This window comes from Streptomyces sp. RLB3-17, assembly GCF_007113425.2.
Taxonomy (GTDB): Bacteria; Actinomycetota; Actinomycetes; order Streptomycetales; family Streptomycetaceae; genus Streptomyces; species Streptomyces mirabilis_D.
Map to the genome: position 1 here is coordinate 3,898,347 of NZ_CP041610.2, position 19,737 is coordinate 3,918,083.

Sequence of the window (19,737 nt, forward strand, 5' to 3'; positions counted from 1 at the left end):
CCGAACGTGGCACCCGCACAGGCCGCGCCGACCCCCGCTCAGACCGCGCCCGGTCGGCAGGCGTGCGTGAACTCCCGCAGGATCCGCTCCCCCGCCGCGACCCCCCGCTCCGGGAGGGCGGTGATCGCCGGCGCCGTCCAGTCGGCCTCGGCCAGTTCCCCGTGGCCGGGCCGCCAGCCGCGGTCGGCGGCGAGCAGCAGGTCGGCGTCGAGAAGGGAGTCACCGGCGGCGAGCGTGAGGAGGGCGCCGGTGCGGCGGGCGACCTCGCGCACGGCCGCGCTCTTGGTGAGCGGCTTCGGCACGGCGTAGATCTTGCGGCCCTGCAGCGACACCGTCCAGCCCCGGCTCTCCGCCCAGACGGCGAGCTCCTTCACCCACTCCTCGGGCAGCAGCTCGCGCTCCACCACCAGATAGGCGAACAGGTCCTCGGCGACCCGGTGCTTGCGGACCCAGGCCGGATCGGCGGTGGCCGCGAGGTGGTCCCGCACCTCGGCCAGCGGCGCGCACTCGTCGGCGAGCCGCGCGGTCACGGCCGCGTGCCAGTCGGGGTCGGAGACACCGTCGACGAGCAGATGCCCGCCGTTGGCGCAGATCGCGTACTCGGGCGCGGGGCCCGGCAGGTTGATGCGCTGGTACTGCTTGCGGGTGCGCGTCGTGGTGGGCACGAAGTGGGCCGTGTCGCCGAGCTCGGTGAGCAGCGCGGCGGCCGTCTCGGTCATGTACGACAGCGGCCTGGCCTCGTGCACCTCGACGCAGAGCAGCCGGGGTGCCCGCGCGTCGGGCATGGTCAGCGCGAGGGCGGCGGAGGAGTAGATCAGCGTACGGTCGAGATCGCTGGCGACGAGCACCTTGGGCACGGACATCAGACCGTCACCGCCTTGCCGTCGGCGCCGGTCGCGCCGCGCGTGTACTTCGGGTGGATCAACCCCACGCAGGTGTACGGGAGTTCGTCGACCTCCTCGACGGGCACCCCGCGCTGCTGGGCGAGCAGGCGTACGTGGTCGAGGTCGGTGCCCGCTCCGGCACGCGCCAGGATCTTCCAGGGGACGCGGCGCAGCAGCACGCGGGTGGTCTCGCCGACGCCCGGCTTGACGAGGTTCACGTCGTGGATCTCGTACTCCTCGCTGATCCGCTCGACGGCAGCCCAGCCCTCCCAGGTGGGGGTGCGGTCGGTGGCGAGGAGCTCCTTGGCCTGGGCGCAGGCCGCGTCGGCGACATCGGGGAAGTGGGCGGCGACGGCGTCCAGGAAGTCGACGGAGACGTCCGAGCCGGCGAGCTCGCGGTAGAACTTCGCGCCGTGGAAGTCATACTCGCCGACCAGGTCTGAGCGCAGCACGGTACGCGAAATCAGCCCTGAGACCGTCGAGTTGAGGCAGGCGGAGGGGATGAGGAAGTCCTCGCGGGTGCCGTACGTCCGTACGCACGAGCCCGGGTCGGCGAGGACCGCTATCTCCGAGTCGAAGCCGGTGACGCCCTCGGCGGACTCGAACTCCCTGATGGCCTCGGTGAGTTCGCGGGTGATGGCGCCCTTGCCGGTCCAGCCGTCGACGAACACGACGTCGGCCGGGTCGTGGTGGGCGGCCAGCCAGCGCAGCGCGTTGGCGTCGATGCCGCGGCCACGGACGATGGAGACGGCGTAGTGCGGCAGGTCGAGGCCGTGCCGGTGCTGGGCCCAGCGGCGCATCAGGACACCGACGGGGGTGCCCGCGCGGGCCAGCGAGACGAGTACGGGGTGCGGAGAGCGTTCGGCGAGCACCAGCTCGGTGACGGCGCCGACGGCCTGGGCGATCCGGGCGGCCGAGGTGCCGAGGGCCGTCTGGAACAGCTCCTGGTACTGGGGGCTCGGCTGGTACTCGACCGGCAGCGACTCCGCGTAGTGGGCGCCGCCGCTCTGGATCGCCTCCTCGCGCTCCTCGGTCGGCGCCTCCAGCGTCACGTCCGAGAGGTCCTGCAGCAGCCAGCCGACCTCGTCGGGCGCGTACGAGGAGAAGGCTGGGCCACGGAGGGGCTCGGGGAGCATGGAGGGCCTTTCGGTGGACGGCCGTGCGGGGACGTACGCCGGAACGACGGCGAGCAGGACGCTCGGGGTGTGCTCCGCGAGCCGGGCCAGCAGACCGTCGGGGGTGTGCAGGGCGGGCGTGTCGGCGGCGGAGTCGACCACGGCCACGACCGCGTCGAAACCGGCACCCGCGACGTTGTAGGCGTACCGCTCACCCGGTCCGTCGTCGGGGTCGTCGTGGGCCGGGAAGACGAGGCGCGTCCGTATGGCGTAACCGGGGTCGTCGAGGGCGAGCACCGGGGAGCGCGTGGTCGTGGAGTACCGCACCTCGGCGGACACCACCTGCTCCAGCTCCCTGGCCAGCCTGAGCGGCGCGTACATCAGCTCCTCGAAGCCGAGTACGAGGACGCGCCGCGCCCCCTCCGGCAGCGCTTCGGCGACCCGCGCGGCCATCGCGGGCAGCGCCGCGTCCAGCCGTATTCGTTGCCCGGGCGTGAAGCCGTGCCGCCCCCCGTCGGGCAGACCCCGGGGCCAGCCGAGCTCGACCCGGGCGGCACCGGGGTGCCCGGGACGGTTGTCGGCGGGCTCGGTGGTCCTGGTGTTCTCGGCGGTCTTGGTGTTCTCGGTGGTCCTGGTGGCCTCGGTGGTCTCGTGTTCCGCCACCAGTGCCTGGCCCTTCTCCAGAACGCCCTCCGGGAGGTTCACGGTGCCCCTCGCCGCGGTGACCAGGTCCACCCGTGCGCCGATCTCCGTCGCGAACTCCGCCAGACGGCCCAGGTCAGCGGCCGAGCGCATGTCGACCAGGGCCACGACCACATAGCGGTCGCGCGGATAGCGGGCGTGCAGGTCGCGGATGGTGTTGAGGACCGTGTTGCCGGTGGAGAACTCGTCGTCGACGAGGACCAGGGGGCCCGCGCCCGCCAGCAGCGCGGGGTTCTCCGGCAGCAGGAGGTGGGAGGTGGCGTGGGAGTGGGACTCCTCGAAGCCGCCCGCCGTGTCGACGCCGGGGACGGGGCGGCGGGTCGAGTGGAGGTAAGGCGCGAGGCCCACGCCGTCGGCGACGCAGTGGCCGAGGCCGGTGGCCGTCTCGGCGTACCCGAGGACGACGGCGGCGCCGGCGTCCTCGGCGCCGAGCAGCTCCCGTACCCGCCGGCCGAGCGCGAACCCGTGTCCGTACACCACGGACGGTGACTGCGGGACGTGCTTGCCGAGCACGTTCGACACGAGCAGATGCGCCCGGCGGGGGTTGCGCCGCAGCGCGAGCCCCAGCAGGTCGCTCAGCCTCTCGTCACCGACGAGCTCGACACCCAGTCGCTCGGCGACCCAGGTCCCCGTCCACACCACGTTCTTCATCGATTCCTTGTTGGTCGGTCGGTCGGGCCGGCGCGGTTCACGCAGGCAGGGCGGCCGCGAGCAGTTCCACGAAGCCGATGTCCTCGTTCGCCACACCGAACACCTCGGCGCGCTGGAGGGTGCGCTCGGCCCAGGCGCGGTGCGGCTTCACTTCATTCATTTTGTTCGTATACGCCGACCTCAGCACGCCCCCGCCGCCCCGCTCGGGCCTGAGGATGTCCTGCGCGTCGCTGTACTCCTCGTGGCTGACCACGGACAGCGCGTGCACCGCCGGGACGTGCGAGGGGTGGATGCAGGTCTTGCCGAGCAGGCCGTTGGCCCGGTCGAGGGCTATCTCGCGCAGCAGCCCGTCCAGGTCGTGCTCGATCAGCGCCTGGCGCAGCTCCTCGACCTCACCCTCCTGGAAGGGGCTGCGGCGCAGCTGCGGCTTGAACATGCGCTCCTGGACCCGGAAGTACTCCCACACGGGCCCGGTGACCGTGAACCCGGTGCCGTCCGAGCGCCCCAGCATGTTCACCACGTCCGCGATCACGGAGGCGACGATCTGGACGTCGTAGGCGGTCATGTCGGGCGCCCTGCGCAGCCCGTAAGCCGAGCAGAAGTCGGTGACGCCCAGGCGCAGCGCGAGGACGCGGTCGCGGTACTTGTCGACGACCCGGGAGATGCCCACCAGGGTCTCCCGGCGGCTCTCCAGGTACAGCAGCCCGGGCGACTCCAGGACAGGCATGGCGAACAGCCGCCGGCCGCTCGCGGACTCGGCCGCGGCGAGCGCCTCCATGAACGGGACGCCCCGCTCCTCGGTGAACTTCGGCAGGACGAACCCGGACAGCAGCCGTACGGACGCGCCGAGCCGCCGGACGAGGTCCGGGATCTGCTCGGGCTCACGGACCCGTACGAACAGCAGCGGGAGCCCGTCGGTCTCCGGCCGTCCGGCGAGGTCGGCGAACTGCCGGACCAGGTTCTCCTCGGCGCCCACGACCTCGGCGTCGTCGATCGAGTCCTCCAGGCACAGGACCATGGAGACCACGCCGCGTCCGGCCTGCTTGACGACGTCGTCGGCGAGGTGGGGTCTGGTCGCGGGGCTGTACAGGGTGGCGCCGAGGGCCGCCGCGAGCACGCGGGCGGGCGAGTCGGCGGTGAAGACGCACGGCTCCCGGTGGAAGAGACGCTGCCGCTCTTCAGGGGCGATATGCCCGAAATGACGCATGAAACTCCCCCGTTGCGGCTAGGCGGACCTATGTGATGTGGCCGGTAATAGTACGTACAAATCCATGTCAGTCGTTCCCACCAGGCGTGAAGTTCAGGTAACTCGGCCATGTCGGTTGCCCGCACATCCCGACCGGGAATCCTTACCCCCGCGTTGTCGTGACCAGGACCGAGAGGGCAGGATGACCGCATGACGCACGCGATGCTGAAGGGGTCTAACGTCCCGCTGGACGCCACAGCGGTACGTGCCGTGCTGCGCTGGACGCCCGGGCAGGGTGTCCCCGATGTCGATGTCTCGGCGCTGCTCCTCGGTCCCGACGGTCGTGTGCGATCCGACGAGGACTTCGTCTTCTACAACCAGCCACGCCATCCCTCGGGCAAGGTGTGGCGACTTGGCAAGAAACGCGTCGCCGAGGGCCTCACCGACACCATCCAGACGGATCTGGCGGGTGTCGAGTCCGGTGTCGGACAGATTCTGCTGGTCGCATCGGCGGACGGCGTCACCTTCGACCAGGTACGCGCCCTACGCATTCTGCTGTACGACGCGTCCGCCACGACCGGCACGACGGGGTCCGACGGTGAGCCGCTGGCCTATTTCGACATCAAGCCGGAGACCGGTACGGAGACCGCGCTGATCTGCGGCGAACTGTACCGGCGCGGTCAGGGCTGGAAGTTCCGGGCGCTCGGCGAGGGCTATCCGAACGGTCTGGAGGGGCTCGCCTCCGACTTCGGGATCACGGTGGACGAGTCCGAGCCGGAGGCGGTCGCGCCCGTACCCGACGCCACCGCCTGGGCGGACCCCGCGGCCTCCCCGGAGACCTCGGTGCCGCTCCCGCCCGAGCAGGCCGCCCCGGTGCCCCAGCAGCCCGCGTACGGCTATCCGGGGCCCGCGCAGACGGCCCCCGCCCAGCCCGCGTACGGCTACCCCCAGCCGACCAGCCAGCCCGCCTACGGCTACCCGGGGCCCCAGACGGCCCCGGCCGTCCAGCCGGCCTACGGCTTCCCGCAGGCGGTCGGCTCCCTCCCCGACCCGGACTTCAGGCTGCCGCCGCAGGGCCCGCAATTCATCGGACGCTAGGAAAGCGCCCCCGAAGGGGCGCGGGGCTGTATTCGATATGCGGCTCCGCCGCGTGGGCGCGCTCAGCCACAACGAACCCGCAGTCGTGCGACACAGCGACGCACCCGAGCTCCTGGGCGCACCATCAACGGTCGGCCTTGGACTTGTACCCCCGCCCCCACTGCAACCCCCACCCGTACAACCGGTCCAGCTCCGCCTGGAAGCCGTACACGAACTTCACCTCACGCCGCACGGTGATCTCGCCCTTGTTGTTCTCGATCATCACCACCGCGCAGGAGCGGGCCTGCGGATGCCGCTCGTCGAGGCCGATCTCGATCCGGGGCCCGTTGCTCGGGTAGAGCGTGATGATGGCGTGCGTACGGTCGAAGGCGGGCGTCTGGTCGTAGATGTACACGAAGACCAGGAGCCGTTTGATGTCGTCGCGGTGGTCGAGGTTGACGTAGGCCGTCTCGCCGGACGCGGAACCGAACCGGTCGTCACCGCTGAGCTTCACGTACGGCGGGTCGTTGATGTCGCCGAGGAAGTTGCCCAGGGGCTGCACGACGCCCTTGGAGCCGTCCGCGAGCTCGTACATGACGCCCAGGTCGAGGTCGACGTTCACCATGCTCTGGGTGTGCGCCTGGACCACGTCCGGCTTGAAGGTCTTGAAGGGGTGCCGCAGCAGGCTGCCCCGCTGCTGGCCGCCGCCGATGTCCGACGTGCGCATGCGCCAGGACAGGTTGATGCGCAGGTTGCCGGTGGCCGCGCCCTGTTTGGTGAGCGAGACCGTGTGGTTCCGCTTGGTCAGTTCTATGGAATTGGTGGCGGCACTGCCGGAGTCGAAGTCCGTCGAGCGTCCGCGCCACAGGTCGTCCCAGAAGCCCATTGCCTTGTCCCGCCCCCACGTTGCCTGGATATGCGACGGGGCGGCCACGAGGACTCGTCCTCGACGGCCGCCCCGCTCAGAGCGTTCCCGGAATCACGCTCCCGGACTCACACCCCGGACGAGACCTCAGTCTTGTCGTCCGAGGCCGTCGCTTTTCCCTCGGCCGCCGCGAGCGCGCTGTTGCGACGCACCGAGGACCAGAAGGACCAGCCGATCAGGACGACACCGACGAGACCGGTGATGACCTCGTGGATCTGGTACTGGATGGTGACCAGGAGGATCACGGCGAGGGCGCCGATGGCGTAGTGCGCGCCGTGCTCCAGGTAGACGTAGTCGTCGAGGGTGCCCTGGCGGACCAGGTAGACCGTGAGCGAGCGGACGTACATGGCGCCGATACCGAGGCCGAGCGCCATCAGCACGATGTCGTTGGTGATGGCGAAGGCGCCGATGACACCGTCGAAGGAGAAGGACGCGTCCAGGACCTCGAGGTAGAGGAACATGAAGAACGCGGCCTGACCCGCGAGGACGACGGCCGGCTTCTTCTTGCCGGTCCGCGCGGCCTCCTCCTCTTCCTCGTGCTCCCGCTCCTCCTCTTCCTCGAGCCTGTCCTCGAAGTAGCCGGAGAGTCCGCCGACGACCATGTACGTGATCAGGCCCGCGATGCCGGCGATCAGCACCGTCTGCGCCTTGTCGATGTGCGCGCCGCCGTGCTGGTGGGCGTGGACCGCGAAAGTCATGGAGGAGACCAGCAGCACGACCAGGGCGATGCAGACCGACAGCATGTCGACCTTGCCGAGCTTGGCGAGCGGGCGCTCGATCCAGCGCAGCCACTGGATGTCCCGGTCCTCGAAGATGAAGTCGAGGAAGATCATCAGAAGGAACATGCCACCGAAGGCGGCGATCGCCGGGTGGGCGTCCGTGACCAGCTGTTGGTACTGGTCCTTGTCGGTCAGCGCGAGGTTGACCGCCTCGATCGGACCCTTCTTGGCCGTGACCGCCACGATCACGACGGGGAAGACCAGTCGCATACCGAAGACGGCGATCAGCACACCCACCGTGAGGAAGATCTTCTGCCAGAAGGCACTCATCTTCTTCAGGATCCCGGCGTTGACCACCGCGTTGTCGAAGGACAGCGAGATCTCCAGGATGGCCAGGATCGCCACGATGCCAAAGGCGGTCCACCCCCCGTAGATCACCGCTGCGACCAAGCCGAGCGCGGTGACCGCAAACGACCAGCCGAAGGTTTTCAGAAGCACTGGCTACCCAATCATCGTGTATGTACGGGTCTCCCCCGCGCCGTACTCGGCTTTACCTACTGTTGACCACGAAGTCTAGAGGGCCGCCCCTTCGGCTGACTCGGGCGGGCCCTAGGAAACATTGACTCCGAAGTCGAGCGCGATGCCGCGCAGACCGGACGCGTACCCCTGTCCGACCGCTCGGAACTTCCACTCCTGGTTGTAGCGGTAGACCTCGCCGAAGATCATCGCTGTTTCCGTCGAGGCGTCCTCGGAGAGGTCGTAGCGCGCCAGCTCCTGGCCGTCGGCCTGGTTGACCACCCGGATGAACGCGTTGCTGACCTGGCCGAAGGTCTGACCGCGGTTGTCGGCGTCGTGGATGGAGACCGGGAAGACGATCTTGTCGACGTTGGCCGGCACCTTGGAGAGGTCGATCAGGATCGACTCGTCGTCGCCCTCGCCCTCACCCGTGAGGTTGTCACCGGTGTGCTCCACGGAGCCGTCCGGGCTCTTGAGCTGGTTGTAGAAGATGAACCACTCGTCGCCGAGCACCCGGCCGGAATTGCACAGCAGGGCGCTGGCGTCGAGGTCGAAATCGGCTCCGGTGGTGGAGCGCGCGTCCCAGCCGAGCCCGATCATCACGTGCGTGAGGTTGGGTGCGGCCTTGGAGAGGGAGACATTGCCTCCCTTGGCGAGCGTGACGCCCATGATGCTGGTCCTCCCCGAGGTCAGACTTTCAGTTGTTCCGCGCGGCCTGCGCGCGGTGGTACAGCGGGTCCGGCGCCGCACATGAAGCGTGCGGCGCCGGGCCTGGAGCCGAAGGCCGTACGGCTCAGACGTTCACGTCGGACGGTCGCGTCAAACGTTCAGATCAAACGTTCGCGTCCGACGCGGGCCCGCCCGACGGTCGTGTCAGACGTTGACGCCGAAGTCCTGCGCGATGCCGCGCAGGCCCGAGGCGTAGCCCTGGCCGATGGCACGGAACTTCCACTCCGGGCCGTTGCGGTACAGCTCGCCGAAGACCATGGCGGTCTCCGTCGAGGCGTCCTCGGAGAGGTCGTAGCGCGCGATCTCCGCCTCGCCGGCCTGGTTCACCACGCGGATGAACGCGTTGCGGACCTGGCCGAAGGACTGCTGGCGGTTCTCGGCGTCGTAGATGGAGACCGGGAACACGATCTTCTGGACGTCGGCGGGCACGGCGGCGAGGTTGACCTTGATCTGCTCGTCGTCGCCCTCGCCCTCACCGGTGATGTTGTCCCCGGTGTGTTCGACCGAACCGTCCGGGCTCTTCAGGTTGTTGAAGAACACGAAGTTCTGGTCGGTGCTCACCTTGCCGTCCGCATTCGTGAGGATGGCGCTGGCGTCGAGGTCGAAGTCGACGCCGGTGGTGGTTCGGGCGTCCCATCCCAGACCGACGATGACCGCGGTCAGTCCCGGGGCCTCCTTGGTCAGCGATACGTTGCCGCCCTTGCTGAGGCTGACTCCCACGAGTCCTCCCAATGGTGTCCAGGGGCGGGGAGCCCCGTCGTGCGTTGGTATCGGATCAACGTGTCGATCCTAGTGACGGGTTCCCGCACCCTGCAGGCCCTGCGACCGAACAATCACAGGGTGTCGGGCTCACAGAGTGTCGAGCGCCTTCACGTACTCGTTCAGGTCACGCGCGTCCGGCAGACCGTTGACGACGGTCCAGCGGACGACGCCCGCCTTGTCGATGATGAAGGTGCCGCGCACGGCACAACCCTTGTCCTCGTCGAAGACGCCGTACGCGCGCGAAGTGTTGCCGTGCGGCCAGAAATCGGAGAGCAGCGGGTACTCCAGGCTCTCCTGCTCGCCGAAGACGCGCAGGGTGTGGATGGAGTCGTTGGAGACGGCCAGCAGCTGGACGTCGTCGTTGACGAACTTCGGCAGTTCGTCGCGCAGGGCACACAGCTCGCCGGTGCACACGCCGGTGAAGGCGAACGGGTAGAAGAGCAGCACCACGTTCTTCTCACCACGGAAGTCGGACAGCTTCACGGTGGCGCCGTGGTTGTCCTTGAGCTCGAAGTCCGGTGCCTCGGTGCCGACCTCGATCGCCATAGTCACACGCTCCCCTTCCAAGGGCCTGTTCGGGTGAACCCCACCCTACGCAGCACCCCCCACCCCACCGGTCGCACCCCGACCACGCGCCCCACGCGCCACCCCCATCCCGACGCGGCGCGCCCGGGGTGCAACGTCTCGTGGGGGCTGCCGCCATCCGGGTGGGTGCCGGCCTGCCCCGGAGCCCGGGCTCGGGTGGGGTGTGGCGGTGCGGTGGTCCGGCGCGGGTGGTGCTCGCGCGCCCCCACAGGCCTGGTCGCGGAGGCCCCGGCGGACGCGTGGGACGGCCGGGGCATGGGGGAGGCCCCCGACGGCGGGACGCCGACGGGGGCCTCTTGGGTGGTTTGGTGCGGCAGACGGAGCGAGAGCTCAGCGCTTCGACTTGGGCGTGGCCAGACGCGTGCCCGACCACTCCTTCCCGACCGAGATGCTCTTCGTCTGGGAGAGGCCGGCAGTCTGGGCGGCGTCACTGATGTCGCTGGGCTCGACGTAGCCGTCCCGGCCGGTCTTCGGGGTCAGCAGCCAGATCATGCCGCCGTCCTCAAGGAGACCGATGGCGTCCACCAGAGCGTCCGTAAGGTCGCCGTCCTCGTCGCGGAACCACAGCAACACGACGTCAGCGACGTCGTCGTAGTCCTCATCGACCAGGTCCTGGCCGATCAACGATTCGATACCTTCACGGAGCTCGTGGTCAACGTCGTCGTCGAAGCCGATCTCCTGGACCACCTGTCCGGGCTCGAACCCCAGCCTGCCGGCCGGGTTGGTCCGCTCCTCCGCGTGGTCCGCGGTCGCGCTCACGGCTTGCCTCCTGATCATGTTTCGGTAGATGTCTCAGCCACGCGCGTACGCGAAGCATTGGCCGTAGTCCACACGGGCGGGGCGGATCGCGCAAGTACCCGGCCGTCGAGACCGCCGAAACGGTGACGATCCCGGCGGTGTCGGCGCAACCCCAGGCGTGGATTCAAGGCCACAAGTGACGCACACCACACCCTTCTGCCCCATTTATGAATTTCGGAACCCTTGGAGCGTACGAGACCCGAACGACTTTGCGGAACGCGTCACGGAGTGAGCGTATCGTTGCGTTTTGGTCGGGCACGTCCCAACGAACTGCAGGAATGTGTTGGTTACCTCTCGGTAGAGATGACGATTCCGTTCCCGAGGTACACGATGGGGAACGGTGCAGACAGACCGAAAAACCGCCCCAGACAGCTTCCCAGACAACCCCTCGGGCAGCCCTCACACGCCCCTCTGACAGTGAAGGAACAGCGTGGTTTCCGGATCCGATCGCAATCCGATCATCATTGGCGGCCTTCCCAGTCAGGTCCCGGACTTCGACCCCGAAGAGACCCAGGAGTGGCTCGACTCCCTCGACGCCGCCGTCGACGAGCGCGGCCGTGAGCGCGCCCGCTATCTGATGCTGCGGCTGATCGAGAGGGCCCGCGAGAAGCGCGTGGCCGTGCCCGAGATGCGCAGCACGGACTACGTCAACACGATCGCCACCAAGGACGAGCCCTTCTTCCCCGGCAACGAGGAGATCGAGCGCAAGATCCTCAACGCCACCCGCTGGAACGCCGCCGTGATGGTCTCGCGCGCCCAGCGTCCCGGCATCGGCGTCGGCGGTCACATCGCCACCTTCGCCTCCTCCGCCTCGCTCTACGACGTCGGCTTCAACCACTTCTTCCGTGGCAAGGACGAGGGCGACGGCGGCGACCAGATCTTCTTCCAGGGGCACGCCTCCCCCGGTATCTACGCCCGCGCGTTCCTCCTCGACCGACTCTCCGAGCAGCAGCTCGACGCGTTCCGGCAGGAGAAGTCGAAGGCCCCGTACGGTCTGTCCTCGTACCCGCACCCCCGCCTGATGCCGGGCTTCTGGGAGTTCCCGACCGTCTCCATGGGCCTCGGTCCGCTCGGCGCGATCTTCCAGGCGCGGATGAACCGCTACATGGAGGCGCGCGGCATCGCGGACACCTCCAAGTCACACGTCTGGGCGTTCCTCGGGGACGGCGAGATGGACGAGCCGGAATCGCTCGGACAGCTGTCCATCGCCGCTCGAGAGGGCCTGGACAACCTGACGTTCGTCGTCAACTGCAACCTCCAGCGCCTCGACGGCCCGGTGCGCGGCAACGGAAAGATCATCCAGGAGCTGGAGTCCCAGTTCCGGGGCGCCGGCTGGAACGTCATCAAGCTGGTCTGGGACCGCACCTGGGACCCGCTGCTCGCGCAGGACCGCGACGGCGTGCTGGTCAACAAGCTGAACACCACCCCGGACGGCCAGTTCCAGACGTACGCCACCGAGACGGGCGACTACATCCGTCGGCACTTCTTCGGTGACGACCACCGGCTGCGCGCGATGGTCGAGAACATGACCGACGACCAGATCCTGCACCTGGGGCGCGGCGGTCACGACCACAAGAAGATCTTCGCGGCGTTCTCGGCGGCCAAGGCGCACGCGGGCCAGCCGACGGTGATCCTGGCGCAGACGGTCAAGGGCTGGACGCTCGGCCCGAACTTCGAGGGCCGCAACGCCACGCACCAGATGAAGAAGCTGACGGTCGCCGACCTCAAGGGCTTCCGGGACCGTCTGCACCTGCCGATCTCCGACAAGGAGCTGGAGTCCGGTGCGCCGCCGTACTACCACCCGGGCCGGAACTCGGAAGAGATCCAGTACATGCACGACCGCCGCAAGGGACTCGGCGGATACGTCCCCACCCGCGTCGTACGGTCGCAGCCGCTGGCCCTGCCGGACGACAAGGCGTACGCGAGCGTGAAGAAGGGCTCCGGTCAGCAGTCGATCGCCACGACCATGGCGTTCGTACGACTGCTGAAGGACCTCATGCGGGACAAGGAGATCGGCAAGCGGTTCGTGCTGATCGCGCCCGACGAGTACCGCACGTTCGGCATGGACTCGTTCTTCCCGAGCGCGAAGATCTACAACCCGCTCGGTCAGCAGTACGAGTCCGTGGACCGCGATCTGCTCCTGGCCTACAAGGAGTCGCCGACCGGTCAGATGCTGCACGACGGCATCTCGGAGGCGGGCTGCACGGCTTCGCTGATCGCGGCGGGTTCGGCGTACGCCACGCACGGCGAGCCGCTGATCCCGGTCTACGTCTTCTACTCGATGTTCGGTTTCCAGCGCACCGGTGACCAGTTCTGGCAGATGGCCGACCAGTTGGCGCGCGGTTTCGTCCTGGGCGCGACCGCCGGGCGTACGACTCTGACCGGTGAGGGCCTGCAGCACGCGGACGGCCACTCGCAGCTGCTCGCCTCGACCAACCCGGGCTGTGTCGCGTACGACCCGGCGTTCGGGTTCGAGATCGCGCACATCGTCAAGGACGGTCTGCGCCGGATGTACGGCTCGTCCGACGAACACCCGCACGGCGAGGACGTCTTCTACTACCTCACCGTCTACAACGAGCCGATCCAGCACCCGGCCGAGCCCGCGGACGTCGACGTGGACGGCATCCTCAAGGGCATCCACCGCTACGCGGAAGGAACTTCGGGTTCCGTCCCGGCGCAGATCCTGGCGTCCGGTGTCGCCGTGCCGTGGGCGGTCGAGGCGCAGCGGATCCTCGCCGAGGAGTGGAACGTGCGCGCCGACGTCTGGTCGGCGACCTCCTGGAACGAGCTGCGGCGCGAGGCCGTCGACGTGGAGCGGCACAATCTGCTGCACCCCGAGGAGGAGCAGCGCGTCCCGTACGTGACGCAGAAGCTGAGCGGCGCCGAGGGTCCGTTCGTGGCCGTCTCCGACTGGATGCGATCGGTTCCGGACCAGATCTCGCGGTGGGTGCCGGGCACGTACCAGTCGCTGGGCGCGGACGGCTTCGGCTTCGCGGACACGCGCGGCGCGGCCCGGCGCTTCTTCCACATCGACGCGCAGTCGATCGTGGTCGCGGTGCTGACCGAACTGGCCCGTGAGGGCAAGGTCGACCGGTCGGTGCTGAAGCAGGCGATCGACCGCTATCAGCTGCTCGACGTGGCGTCGGCCGACCCGGGAGCCGCGGGCGGCGACGCGTAGGCGCTCCTCGCGAGCGCCGGGGAAACAAACGACAGGAACGAGAGGCGCGGGGAGCCGGCCAGCCGGTTTCCCGCGCCTCTCGCGTGTGCTGTGTGCACCTACGATGCGGACATGAACGAGCAATCCGTGCAGGTCCGTTGGGAGCAGCGCACGCAGCGGCCCCTGCTGGGACTCGCGGTGGCCTTCGCCGTCGCCTACGCCGTGCCGATCGTGGACAGCGACGCGAGCCGTGGCCTGACCGGCGCGTGCACGGCCGTGGAGTGGACGGTCTGGGGCGCGTTCGCCGCCGACTACCTCGTGCGCCTCATACTCGTCCGGGACCGCAGGGACTTCGTCCGTACGCACTGGATGGACCTGTGCGCGGTGATCCTGCCGATTCTCCAGCCGCTGCGACTGCTGCGGCTCGTCGCGACGCTCACGCTGGTCGGGCGGCGGGCCCGGATGGATGAGCAGATCCGGCTGACGACCTACGTCGGGGGCGCGGTCGTCGGACTGCTGATGTTCGGCTCGCTCGCGGTGCTGTCGGTGGAGCGGGAGTCGCCGAACGGGAACATCAAGACGCTGGGTGACGCCGTGTGGTGGTCGTTCACCACGATGACGACGGTGGGGTACGGGGATCACGCGCCGACCACCGGTCTCGGGCGGATGATCGCGGTCGGGCTGATGCTCTCCGGTATCGCGTTGCTCGGTGTCGTGACCGCGAACATCGCCGCGTGGTTCATCTCGCGGTTCGAGAAGGACGACGTGGAGGAGCGGCGACAGACGGCGGCGATCGAGTCGCTCACGGAGGAAGTGCGGGCGCTCCGGGCGGAGGTGGCTGCGCTGGCTGGTGGGGTTCGGCACCCGGTGCCAGAGGGTGCGGAAGAACGTTCGCACTAGCGGGGGGTTCGTTGTCGGGTGCGGGTCCGTTGTGGCTGGTCGCGCAATTCCCCGCGCCCCTGAAGGGCGCCCCTGAAGGGGCGGCCCCGCCCCTCTGCGGACTGCGGGCGCGCTGCCCCCCTCCGGCAGCGCGCCGCAGTTCCGGTGGTCCTCCCATGTCGTGCGGAGGACTTGACCCACTGTGAGGTGCGACGGCTGCCGGGTGGGAGGGATCTTCGGCGGTGTCACCCGGATAGGTGAAACCTGCGCAAAACAGGGCTGGTCAGACACGCAGACTCAGATATGGCCCGCGCCCGCCCCCGCCGCCTCGGCGTTGTCGCCCCGCTTGGTGAGGAGCGCGACGAAGACCGCCACGACGGCGACCCCGGCGGCGACCAGGCAGGCCAGGCTCATGCCGGAGATGAACGTGTCGTGGGCGACGGTCGTGATCTTCTCGGCGAGTGCGGCCGGAGTGCCCGGGGCGACCGGTGCGGCGCCGACCTGGACGGCTTCGGAGGCCTGGTCGAGCTGGGCCGGGGTGAGCGGCGGCAGCTTGGCGTCGGCCCAGTTGCCCGCGAGGTCGCCGTCGACCTTGGAGGCCATCACGGCGCCCAGCACGGCCGTACCGAGGCTGCCGCCGATCTGCATCGCGGCCTGCTGGAGGCCGCCGGCCACACCGGAGAGCTCCATCGGCGCGTTGCCCACGATGACCTCGGTGGCACCGACCATGACCGGCGCGAGACCGAGACCGAGACCGGCGAACCAGAGCGACATGACGGCGCCGCTGGTGCCCGTGTCCAGCGTGGACATGCCGTACATGGAGATCGCGGTGAGGGCCATGCCGCCCGCGAGCGGGATGCGCGGGCCCGTCTTGGTGATCAGGGCGCCGGCCAGCGGTGAGCCCACGATCATCATTCCGGTGAGCGGGAGGAGGTGCAGACCGGCGTCGACCGGGCTCATACCGTGCACGTTCTGCAAGTAGAACGTGACGAAGAAAAGGCCGCCCAGGAAGGCGATGGCCATCAGCACCATGAGGACCACACCGGCCGACAGCGGTACGGAGCGGAACAGCCCCAGCGGGATCAGCGGCTCCTCGACCCGCTTCTCCCACAGGGCGAAGAGCACGAAGCCGAGTACCGAGGCGCCCAGGAACGTCCAGGTCACCCCGTCGCCCCAGCCCCAGGTCGGGGCCTTGATGAGCGCCCACACCAGGCAGAACATGGCGCTGGAGAGCAGCGCGATGCCCAGGACGTCGAAGGAGCGGGGGGCGTTCTCGGCGCGGTGGTCGAGCAGGATCATCAGGCCGAGGACCAGCGCGATGACGCCCACCGGCACGTTGATGAAGAACACCGACTGCCAGCTGACGTGCTGGACCAGCAGACCGCCGAGGATCGGGCCGCCCGCGGTGGAGGCGCCGATGACCATGCCCCAGATGCCGATCGCCATGTTCAGCTTCTCGGCCGGGAAGGTGGCTCGCAGCAGGCCGAGCGCGGCCGGCATCAGCAGCGCGCCGAACAGGCCCTGGAAGACGCGGAAGGTGACGACCAGGGCGATGCTGCTGGAGAAGCCGATCGCGCCGGAGGCCGCGGCGAAACCGACCACGCCTATGAGGAAGGTCTGGCGGTGGCCGAAGCGGTCACCGAGCTTGCCCGCGGTGATCAGGGTGACCGCGAGCGCGAGGAAGTAGCCGTTGGTGATCCACTGGACGTCGGCGAAGCTCGCGCCCAGGTCCTTCTGGATGGCCGGGTTGGCGATGGCCACGATGGTGCCGTCCAGGGCGACCATCATGACGCCGACGGCGACGGTGAACAGGGTGAACCACGGATGGCCGCGCAGTCCGTCGGACGGCGCCTTGTCCGACGGAGCGACCGGAGCCTTGTCCCCCGAACCCGTCGTGTCGATGGTGGTCTGACTAGTCATACCTTCGAGGCTAGTGACAGCCACTGACAGTTGACAAACCAATTCACAAGTCGGTAACTGTCACGTCACCCACCAGTACGCTGAGCTGGGCTGAAAGAACAGAAGAGGACCTCATGGAGACGACAGCCGCCCAGACGTCGCCCCCGGCGAGCCTGCGCGAGCGCAAGAAGCAGCGCACCCGGGAGGCGCTGCTGCGGGCCGCCCTCGAACTGTTCACCACCCAGGGTTACGAGCGGACGACCGTCGACGAGATCGCCGAGGCCGTCGACGTCTCGCAGCGCACCTTCTTCCGGTACTTCGCGGGCAAGGAGGAGGTCGCCCTGTTCACCCAGGGGGTCGCGGAGGCGCGCTTCCTCGACGCCGTACGCGAACGCCCGCCCCAGGAAGCCCCGTTGGAGGCGCTGCGCCGCGCCGTCCTGGAGGGCTGGGACACCATCGGCGAGTCGATCGAGTCCGTCGTGCCGCTCGAACTGCACATGCGCGCCTACCAGTTGATCGAGTCGACACCCGCCCTCCTCGCCGCCTACCTGCGCCGCTCGGCGGAACTGGAGGAGGAGATCGCGCGGGTCATCGCCGAGCGCGAGGGACTCGACGTGGACGCGGACCCGAGACCGCGCGTCGCGGTGGCCGTGTTCGGCGGAGTGATGCGCATCACGGGCCGTCTGTGGAGCGAGGGGGCCGACCACAGCATCCCGGCGATCCGCGAGTTGACCACCGCTTACCTCGACCAGGTGGGGCCCGCGTTGGCGGAGAAGTGGCGCGCGGAGTGACGTGCGGCGTGACGTGCGGAGTGACGTACGCAACGGCGGGCGGAATGGCGTCTGGAGCGACGCACGGAACGATCAACTCCGCGCACACAGCGTCACTATTTATCTGAAACTGAACCCGGTTTGCCCCAATTACCCTGCCAGAAACGTGATACCAGTCACTCGTTTAACGGGAGGCGCCAACCTTCTCCTAGGGTGTCCTCTCAGTGACTTCCTTCGACTCATCCCCCCAACTGAACGTCTGGCGCGCACTGCTCGCGTTGGCCGTGGTGTTCGTGATGCTGGCCACCAGTGGCTGGACCGCACTCCAGGGCCATCGAGGGGCAACCCCTCTCCAGTCGTCCCGCTCCGCGTGGGAGCACGGCAGCGTCGCCGGACAGCGACTGCCTGACCCGGACACCACGCCGAGCCGCCTCGCCCGCTTCTTCGCGTCCCTCGACGTCCACGAGCGCACCCGTCTCGCCCACCGCTATCCGCTCGCGGTCGGCAACATGAACGGCGCGCCCGTGACCCTGCGCTACGAGGCCAACCGCGTCGCCATCGACCAGCAGCGCGAGGTCGAGACGAAGCGCATGCACGACAACCGGCTCTCGTCCCTGGGACAGCAGCAGGCCGGGCGCCGTATGCACCGCTACGAGGCGATGCTGGAGAAGGGGCGCGACTTCCTCGCCTTCGACCCCATGGGTTCGGGCCGGGTCGCCGAGGTCTTCGGAAACCTCGACCGGGCCGAGCGGATCTCCATCGTGGTGCCGGGCGTCGACACCGATCTGCTCACGTTCCAGCGCACCAACAAGAAGTACTCGGCGCCGGTCGGCATGGCGCAGGCCCTGTACGGGGCCGAGCACGCCGCCGCCCCCCACGCCCGTACGGCCGTGATCGCCTGGGCCGACTACACCACGCCCAGCGGACTCGGCATGGACGCCGCCACCGGCAGCCGCGCCGAGGAGGGCGCCATCCGGCTGAACGCGCTGCTGCGCGCCCTGCCCGGCCGTGCGCCCGTCGCGCTCTACTGCCACAGCTACGGCTCCGTGCTGTGCGGTCTCGCCGCCCGCACCCTGCCCTCCCGGGTCTCCGACATAGCGGTCGCCGGCAGCCCCGGCATGCGGGCCCAGAAGGCGTCCTCGCTGCACACCACCGCCCGGGTCTGGGCGATGCGGGACTCCGGCGACTGGATCCAGGACGTGCCCTACCTCGAATTCGGCGGGCTCGGACACGGCGCCGACCCGGTGTCGAAGGCGTTCGGGGCCCGGGTGCTGTCCGCGCGGGGCGCGAACGGCCACGGAGGCTATTTCGAGCCGGGCACCGAGAGCCTGCGCAACTTCGCCGAGATCGGCATTGGCGCGTACCAGGCGGTGCAGTGCGCACACGAGGATGACGCGTGCCGACAGGGTTTGTCCGACACCCCGGCGGCGGGACGCGCGTAGAGGTCGAAAAACTGCGGTTCGCCCAGGGAGGCGACGCAGACGTGCGAGCCGCTTACGATGGCCCGCATGGGTGACGTACTGGCCGGATTTCATGCCGCCTGGGAGTTCGAGTCCGACTCCGTGCTCATCCGCTTCGAACGGGGGATCCGTACGCCGAAGCTGTTCCAGGCGCTCGGCGAACGGCGTATCCCCCTGGAGGCGATAGCGGGGGTCACACTGACGCCGGGCAAGCGCGGAACGGTCGTCCTGCACGCCGTGCCGCGAGCGGGCGCGGATCCGTTGATGGAGGCGGCCGCGGGACAGCTGAAGGAAGGGGGCGACCCCTATCGGCTGGTGCTGCCGGCCGACCGGGAGACCCTCGCCGAGTACTACGCGGACGAGCTGCGCGCCGCGCTCACCGAGGACGCCGAACCGCCCGAGCGCTACCTCGTCGCGCCGCCCGAGGCGCCGCTCCACTTCAAGGCGTACGACGGGAAGGCCTCCTTCGACGGCAGGGCGGTGTCCTTCCGCTGGTTCTGGACGGGCGCGTCCTCCGCCAAGTGGAAGGCCGGCGACCAGAGCTTCCCGGTCACCGGCCTCAGCGGGGTCGAGTGGCGCTCCCCCGAGGTCTTCGAGGGCCATCTGCGGCTCCTGCGGCGCGAGCCCGCCACCGCACAGCCCGCCCAGGCGGACCAGGACCCGGCGGCGGTCGTCTTCGGCCTCGGTTACGGCCCCGTCCACGAGTCCCTCCCGTTCGCCGCCTCGGTCCTCGCGGCCGTACGGGCCTCGGGTCCCACCCCGGCGACCGCGGCTCCCCGCCGCGACCCGGCCGACATCGCCGACCGCATCCGCCACCTCGGCGAACTCCACCAGGCGGGCCTCGTCACGGACGAGGAGTTCACGACGAAGAAGGCGGAACTGCTGGCCGAGCTCTGATGTCGTCCGCGGGGCGCGGCTCCGCT

At 69.2% G+C, this 19,737-nt stretch carries 16 protein-coding genes; 6 read left to right on the forward strand and 10 right to left on the reverse strand.

Annotated features, from left to right (window positions below):
* Positions 1–38 precede the first annotated feature (38 nt).
* From FNV62_RS18035 to FNV62_RS18045, 3 genes are read right to left on the reverse strand one after another with little or no spacing between them, the layout of a single operon-like run.
* Positions 39–863: an HAD family hydrolase gene (locus FNV62_RS18035; protein WP_144315404.1), complete on the reverse strand. Its 825-nt coding sequence runs from the start codon at positions 861–863 to the stop codon at positions 39–41.
* Positions 863–3,352 (reverse strand): phosphoribosyltransferase, encoded by a 2,490-nt coding sequence (locus FNV62_RS18040; RefSeq protein WP_144315405.1) that lies wholly within the window; start codon positions 3,350–3,352, stop codon positions 863–865. The genes FNV62_RS18035 and FNV62_RS18040 overlap by 1 nt, the downstream gene beginning before the upstream one ends.
* Before the next feature lie 37 nt (positions 3,353–3,389).
* Positions 3,390–4,559 (reverse strand): HpcH/HpaI aldolase/citrate lyase family protein, encoded by a 1,170-nt coding sequence (locus FNV62_RS18045; protein WP_060896041.1) that lies wholly within the window; start codon positions 4,557–4,559, stop codon positions 3,390–3,392.
* Positions 4,560–4,748: 189 nt separating this feature from the next.
* Between FNV62_RS18045 and FNV62_RS18050 the strand changes: the two genes are divergently transcribed.
* Positions 4,749–5,636, forward strand: coding sequence for a TerD family protein (locus FNV62_RS18050; RefSeq protein ID WP_097284525.1), 888 nt, complete (start codon positions 4,749–4,751; stop codon positions 5,634–5,636).
* Between the two features lie 124 nt (positions 5,637–5,760).
* Here the strand turns inward: FNV62_RS18050 and FNV62_RS18055 are convergent, their stop codons facing one another.
* The 6 genes from FNV62_RS18055 to FNV62_RS18080 form a co-directional block, all read right to left on the reverse strand.
* On the reverse strand, positions 5,761–6,501 hold the full coding sequence (locus tag FNV62_RS18055; RefSeq protein ID WP_060896039.1) for a TerD family protein: 741 nt from the start codon (positions 6,499–6,501) through the stop codon (positions 5,761–5,763).
* Between the two features lie 107 nt (positions 6,502–6,608).
* Positions 6,609–7,757, reverse strand: coding sequence for a DUF475 domain-containing protein (locus tag FNV62_RS18060; RefSeq protein WP_097284526.1), 1,149 nt, complete (start codon positions 7,755–7,757; stop codon positions 6,609–6,611).
* A gap of 111 nt (positions 7,758–7,868) precedes the next feature.
* On the reverse strand, positions 7,869–8,444 hold the full coding sequence (locus FNV62_RS18065) for a TerD family protein (RefSeq protein WP_054230997.1): 576 nt from the start codon (positions 8,442–8,444) through the stop codon (positions 7,869–7,871).
* A gap of 204 nt (positions 8,445–8,648) precedes the next feature.
* The gene (locus tag FNV62_RS18070) at positions 8,649–9,224 is read right to left on the reverse strand and encodes a TerD family protein (protein WP_054230998.1); all 576 of its coding nucleotides are present in this window, start codon (positions 9,222–9,224) and stop codon (positions 8,649–8,651) included.
* A gap of 129 nt (positions 9,225–9,353) precedes the next feature.
* Positions 9,354–9,812: a peroxiredoxin gene (locus FNV62_RS18075; RefSeq protein WP_060896037.1), complete on the reverse strand. Its 459-nt coding sequence runs from the start codon at positions 9,810–9,812 to the stop codon at positions 9,354–9,356.
* Between the two features lie 369 nt (positions 9,813–10,181).
* Positions 10,182–10,610 carry a DUF3052 domain-containing protein gene (locus tag FNV62_RS18080; protein WP_054231000.1) on the reverse strand — a complete coding sequence of 143 codons (429 nt, stop codon included), beginning with the start codon at positions 10,608–10,610 and terminating at the stop codon, positions 10,182–10,184.
* A gap of 469 nt (positions 10,611–11,079) precedes the next feature.
* Between FNV62_RS18080 and aceE the strand changes: the two genes are divergently transcribed.
* Positions 11,080–13,827 (forward strand): pyruvate dehydrogenase (acetyl-transferring), homodimeric type, encoded by a 2,748-nt coding sequence (gene aceE, locus FNV62_RS18085; protein ID WP_060896035.1) that lies wholly within the window; start codon positions 11,080–11,082, stop codon positions 13,825–13,827.
* 111 nt (positions 13,828–13,938) lie between these two features.
* Positions 13,939–14,706, forward strand: a complete 768-nt coding sequence (locus FNV62_RS18090) for a potassium channel family protein (protein WP_143601514.1) — start codon at positions 13,939–13,941, stop codon at positions 14,704–14,706.
* 276 nt (positions 14,707–14,982) lie between these two features.
* On the opposite strand, the gene FNV62_RS18095 is transcribed toward FNV62_RS18090, so the two are convergent.
* Positions 14,983–16,605 (reverse strand): MFS transporter, encoded by a 1,623-nt coding sequence (locus FNV62_RS18095; RefSeq protein ID WP_097284527.1) that lies wholly within the window; start codon positions 16,603–16,605, stop codon positions 14,983–14,985.
* Positions 16,606–16,718: 113 nt separating this feature from the next.
* On the opposite strand from FNV62_RS18095, the gene FNV62_RS57105 reads away from it, so the two are divergent.
* The 3 genes from FNV62_RS57105 to FNV62_RS18110 all read left to right on the forward strand — a co-directional run bounded on the left by FNV62_RS57105 (position 16,719) and on the right by FNV62_RS18110 (position 19,711).
* Positions 16,719–17,375: a TetR family transcriptional regulator gene (locus tag FNV62_RS57105; RefSeq protein WP_060896032.1), complete on the forward strand. Its 657-nt coding sequence runs from the start codon at positions 16,719–16,721 to the stop codon at positions 17,373–17,375.
* 203 nt (positions 17,376–17,578) lie between these two features.
* Entirely contained in the window at positions 17,579–18,796 is a 1,218-nt protein-coding gene (locus FNV62_RS18105) for an alpha/beta hydrolase (RefSeq protein WP_143654968.1), read from the forward strand.
* A 66-nt stretch (positions 18,797–18,862) separates the two neighbouring features.
* Positions 18,863–19,711: a DUF4429 domain-containing protein gene (locus tag FNV62_RS18110; RefSeq protein ID WP_181360879.1), complete on the forward strand. Its 849-nt coding sequence runs from the start codon at positions 18,863–18,865 to the stop codon at positions 19,709–19,711.
* The last annotated feature ends 26 nt before the right edge of the window (positions 19,712–19,737 follow it).

Coding starts and splice junctions, on each gene's coding strand:
- FNV62_RS18045 (WP_060896041.1), bottom strand. CDS start 4,559: ATGCGTCATTTCGGGCATATCGCCCCTGAAGAGCGGCAGCGTCTCTTC.
- FNV62_RS57105 (WP_060896032.1), top strand. CDS start 16,719: ATGGAGACGACAGCCGCCCAGACGTCGCCCCCGGCGAGCCTGCGCGAG.
- FNV62_RS18040 (WP_144315405.1), bottom strand. CDS start 3,352: ATGAAGAACGTGGTGTGGACGGGGACCTGGGTCGCCGAGCGACTGGGT.
- FNV62_RS18095 (WP_097284527.1), bottom strand. CDS start 16,605: ATGACTAGTCAGACCACCATCGACACGACGGGTTCGGGGGACAAGGCT.
- FNV62_RS18035 (WP_144315404.1), bottom strand. CDS start 863: ATGTCCGTGCCCAAGGTGCTCGTCGCCAGCGATCTCGACCGTACGCTG.
- FNV62_RS18075 (WP_060896037.1), bottom strand. CDS start 9,812: ATGGCGATCGAGGTCGGCACCGAGGCACCGGACTTCGAGCTCAAGGAC.
- FNV62_RS18110 (WP_181360879.1), top strand. CDS start 18,863: ATGGGTGACGTACTGGCCGGATTTCATGCCGCCTGGGAGTTCGAGTCC.
- FNV62_RS18055 (WP_060896039.1), bottom strand. CDS start 6,501: ATGGGCTTCTGGGACGACCTGTGGCGCGGACGCTCGACGGACTTCGAC.
- FNV62_RS18065 (WP_054230997.1), bottom strand. CDS start 8,444: ATGGGCGTCACGCTCGCCAAGGGAGGCAATGTCTCCCTCTCCAAGGCC.
- FNV62_RS18090 (WP_143601514.1), top strand. CDS start 13,939: ATGAACGAGCAATCCGTGCAGGTCCGTTGGGAGCAGCGCACGCAGCGG.
- FNV62_RS18050 (WP_097284525.1), top strand. CDS start 4,749: ATGACGCACGCGATGCTGAAGGGGTCTAACGTCCCGCTGGACGCCACA.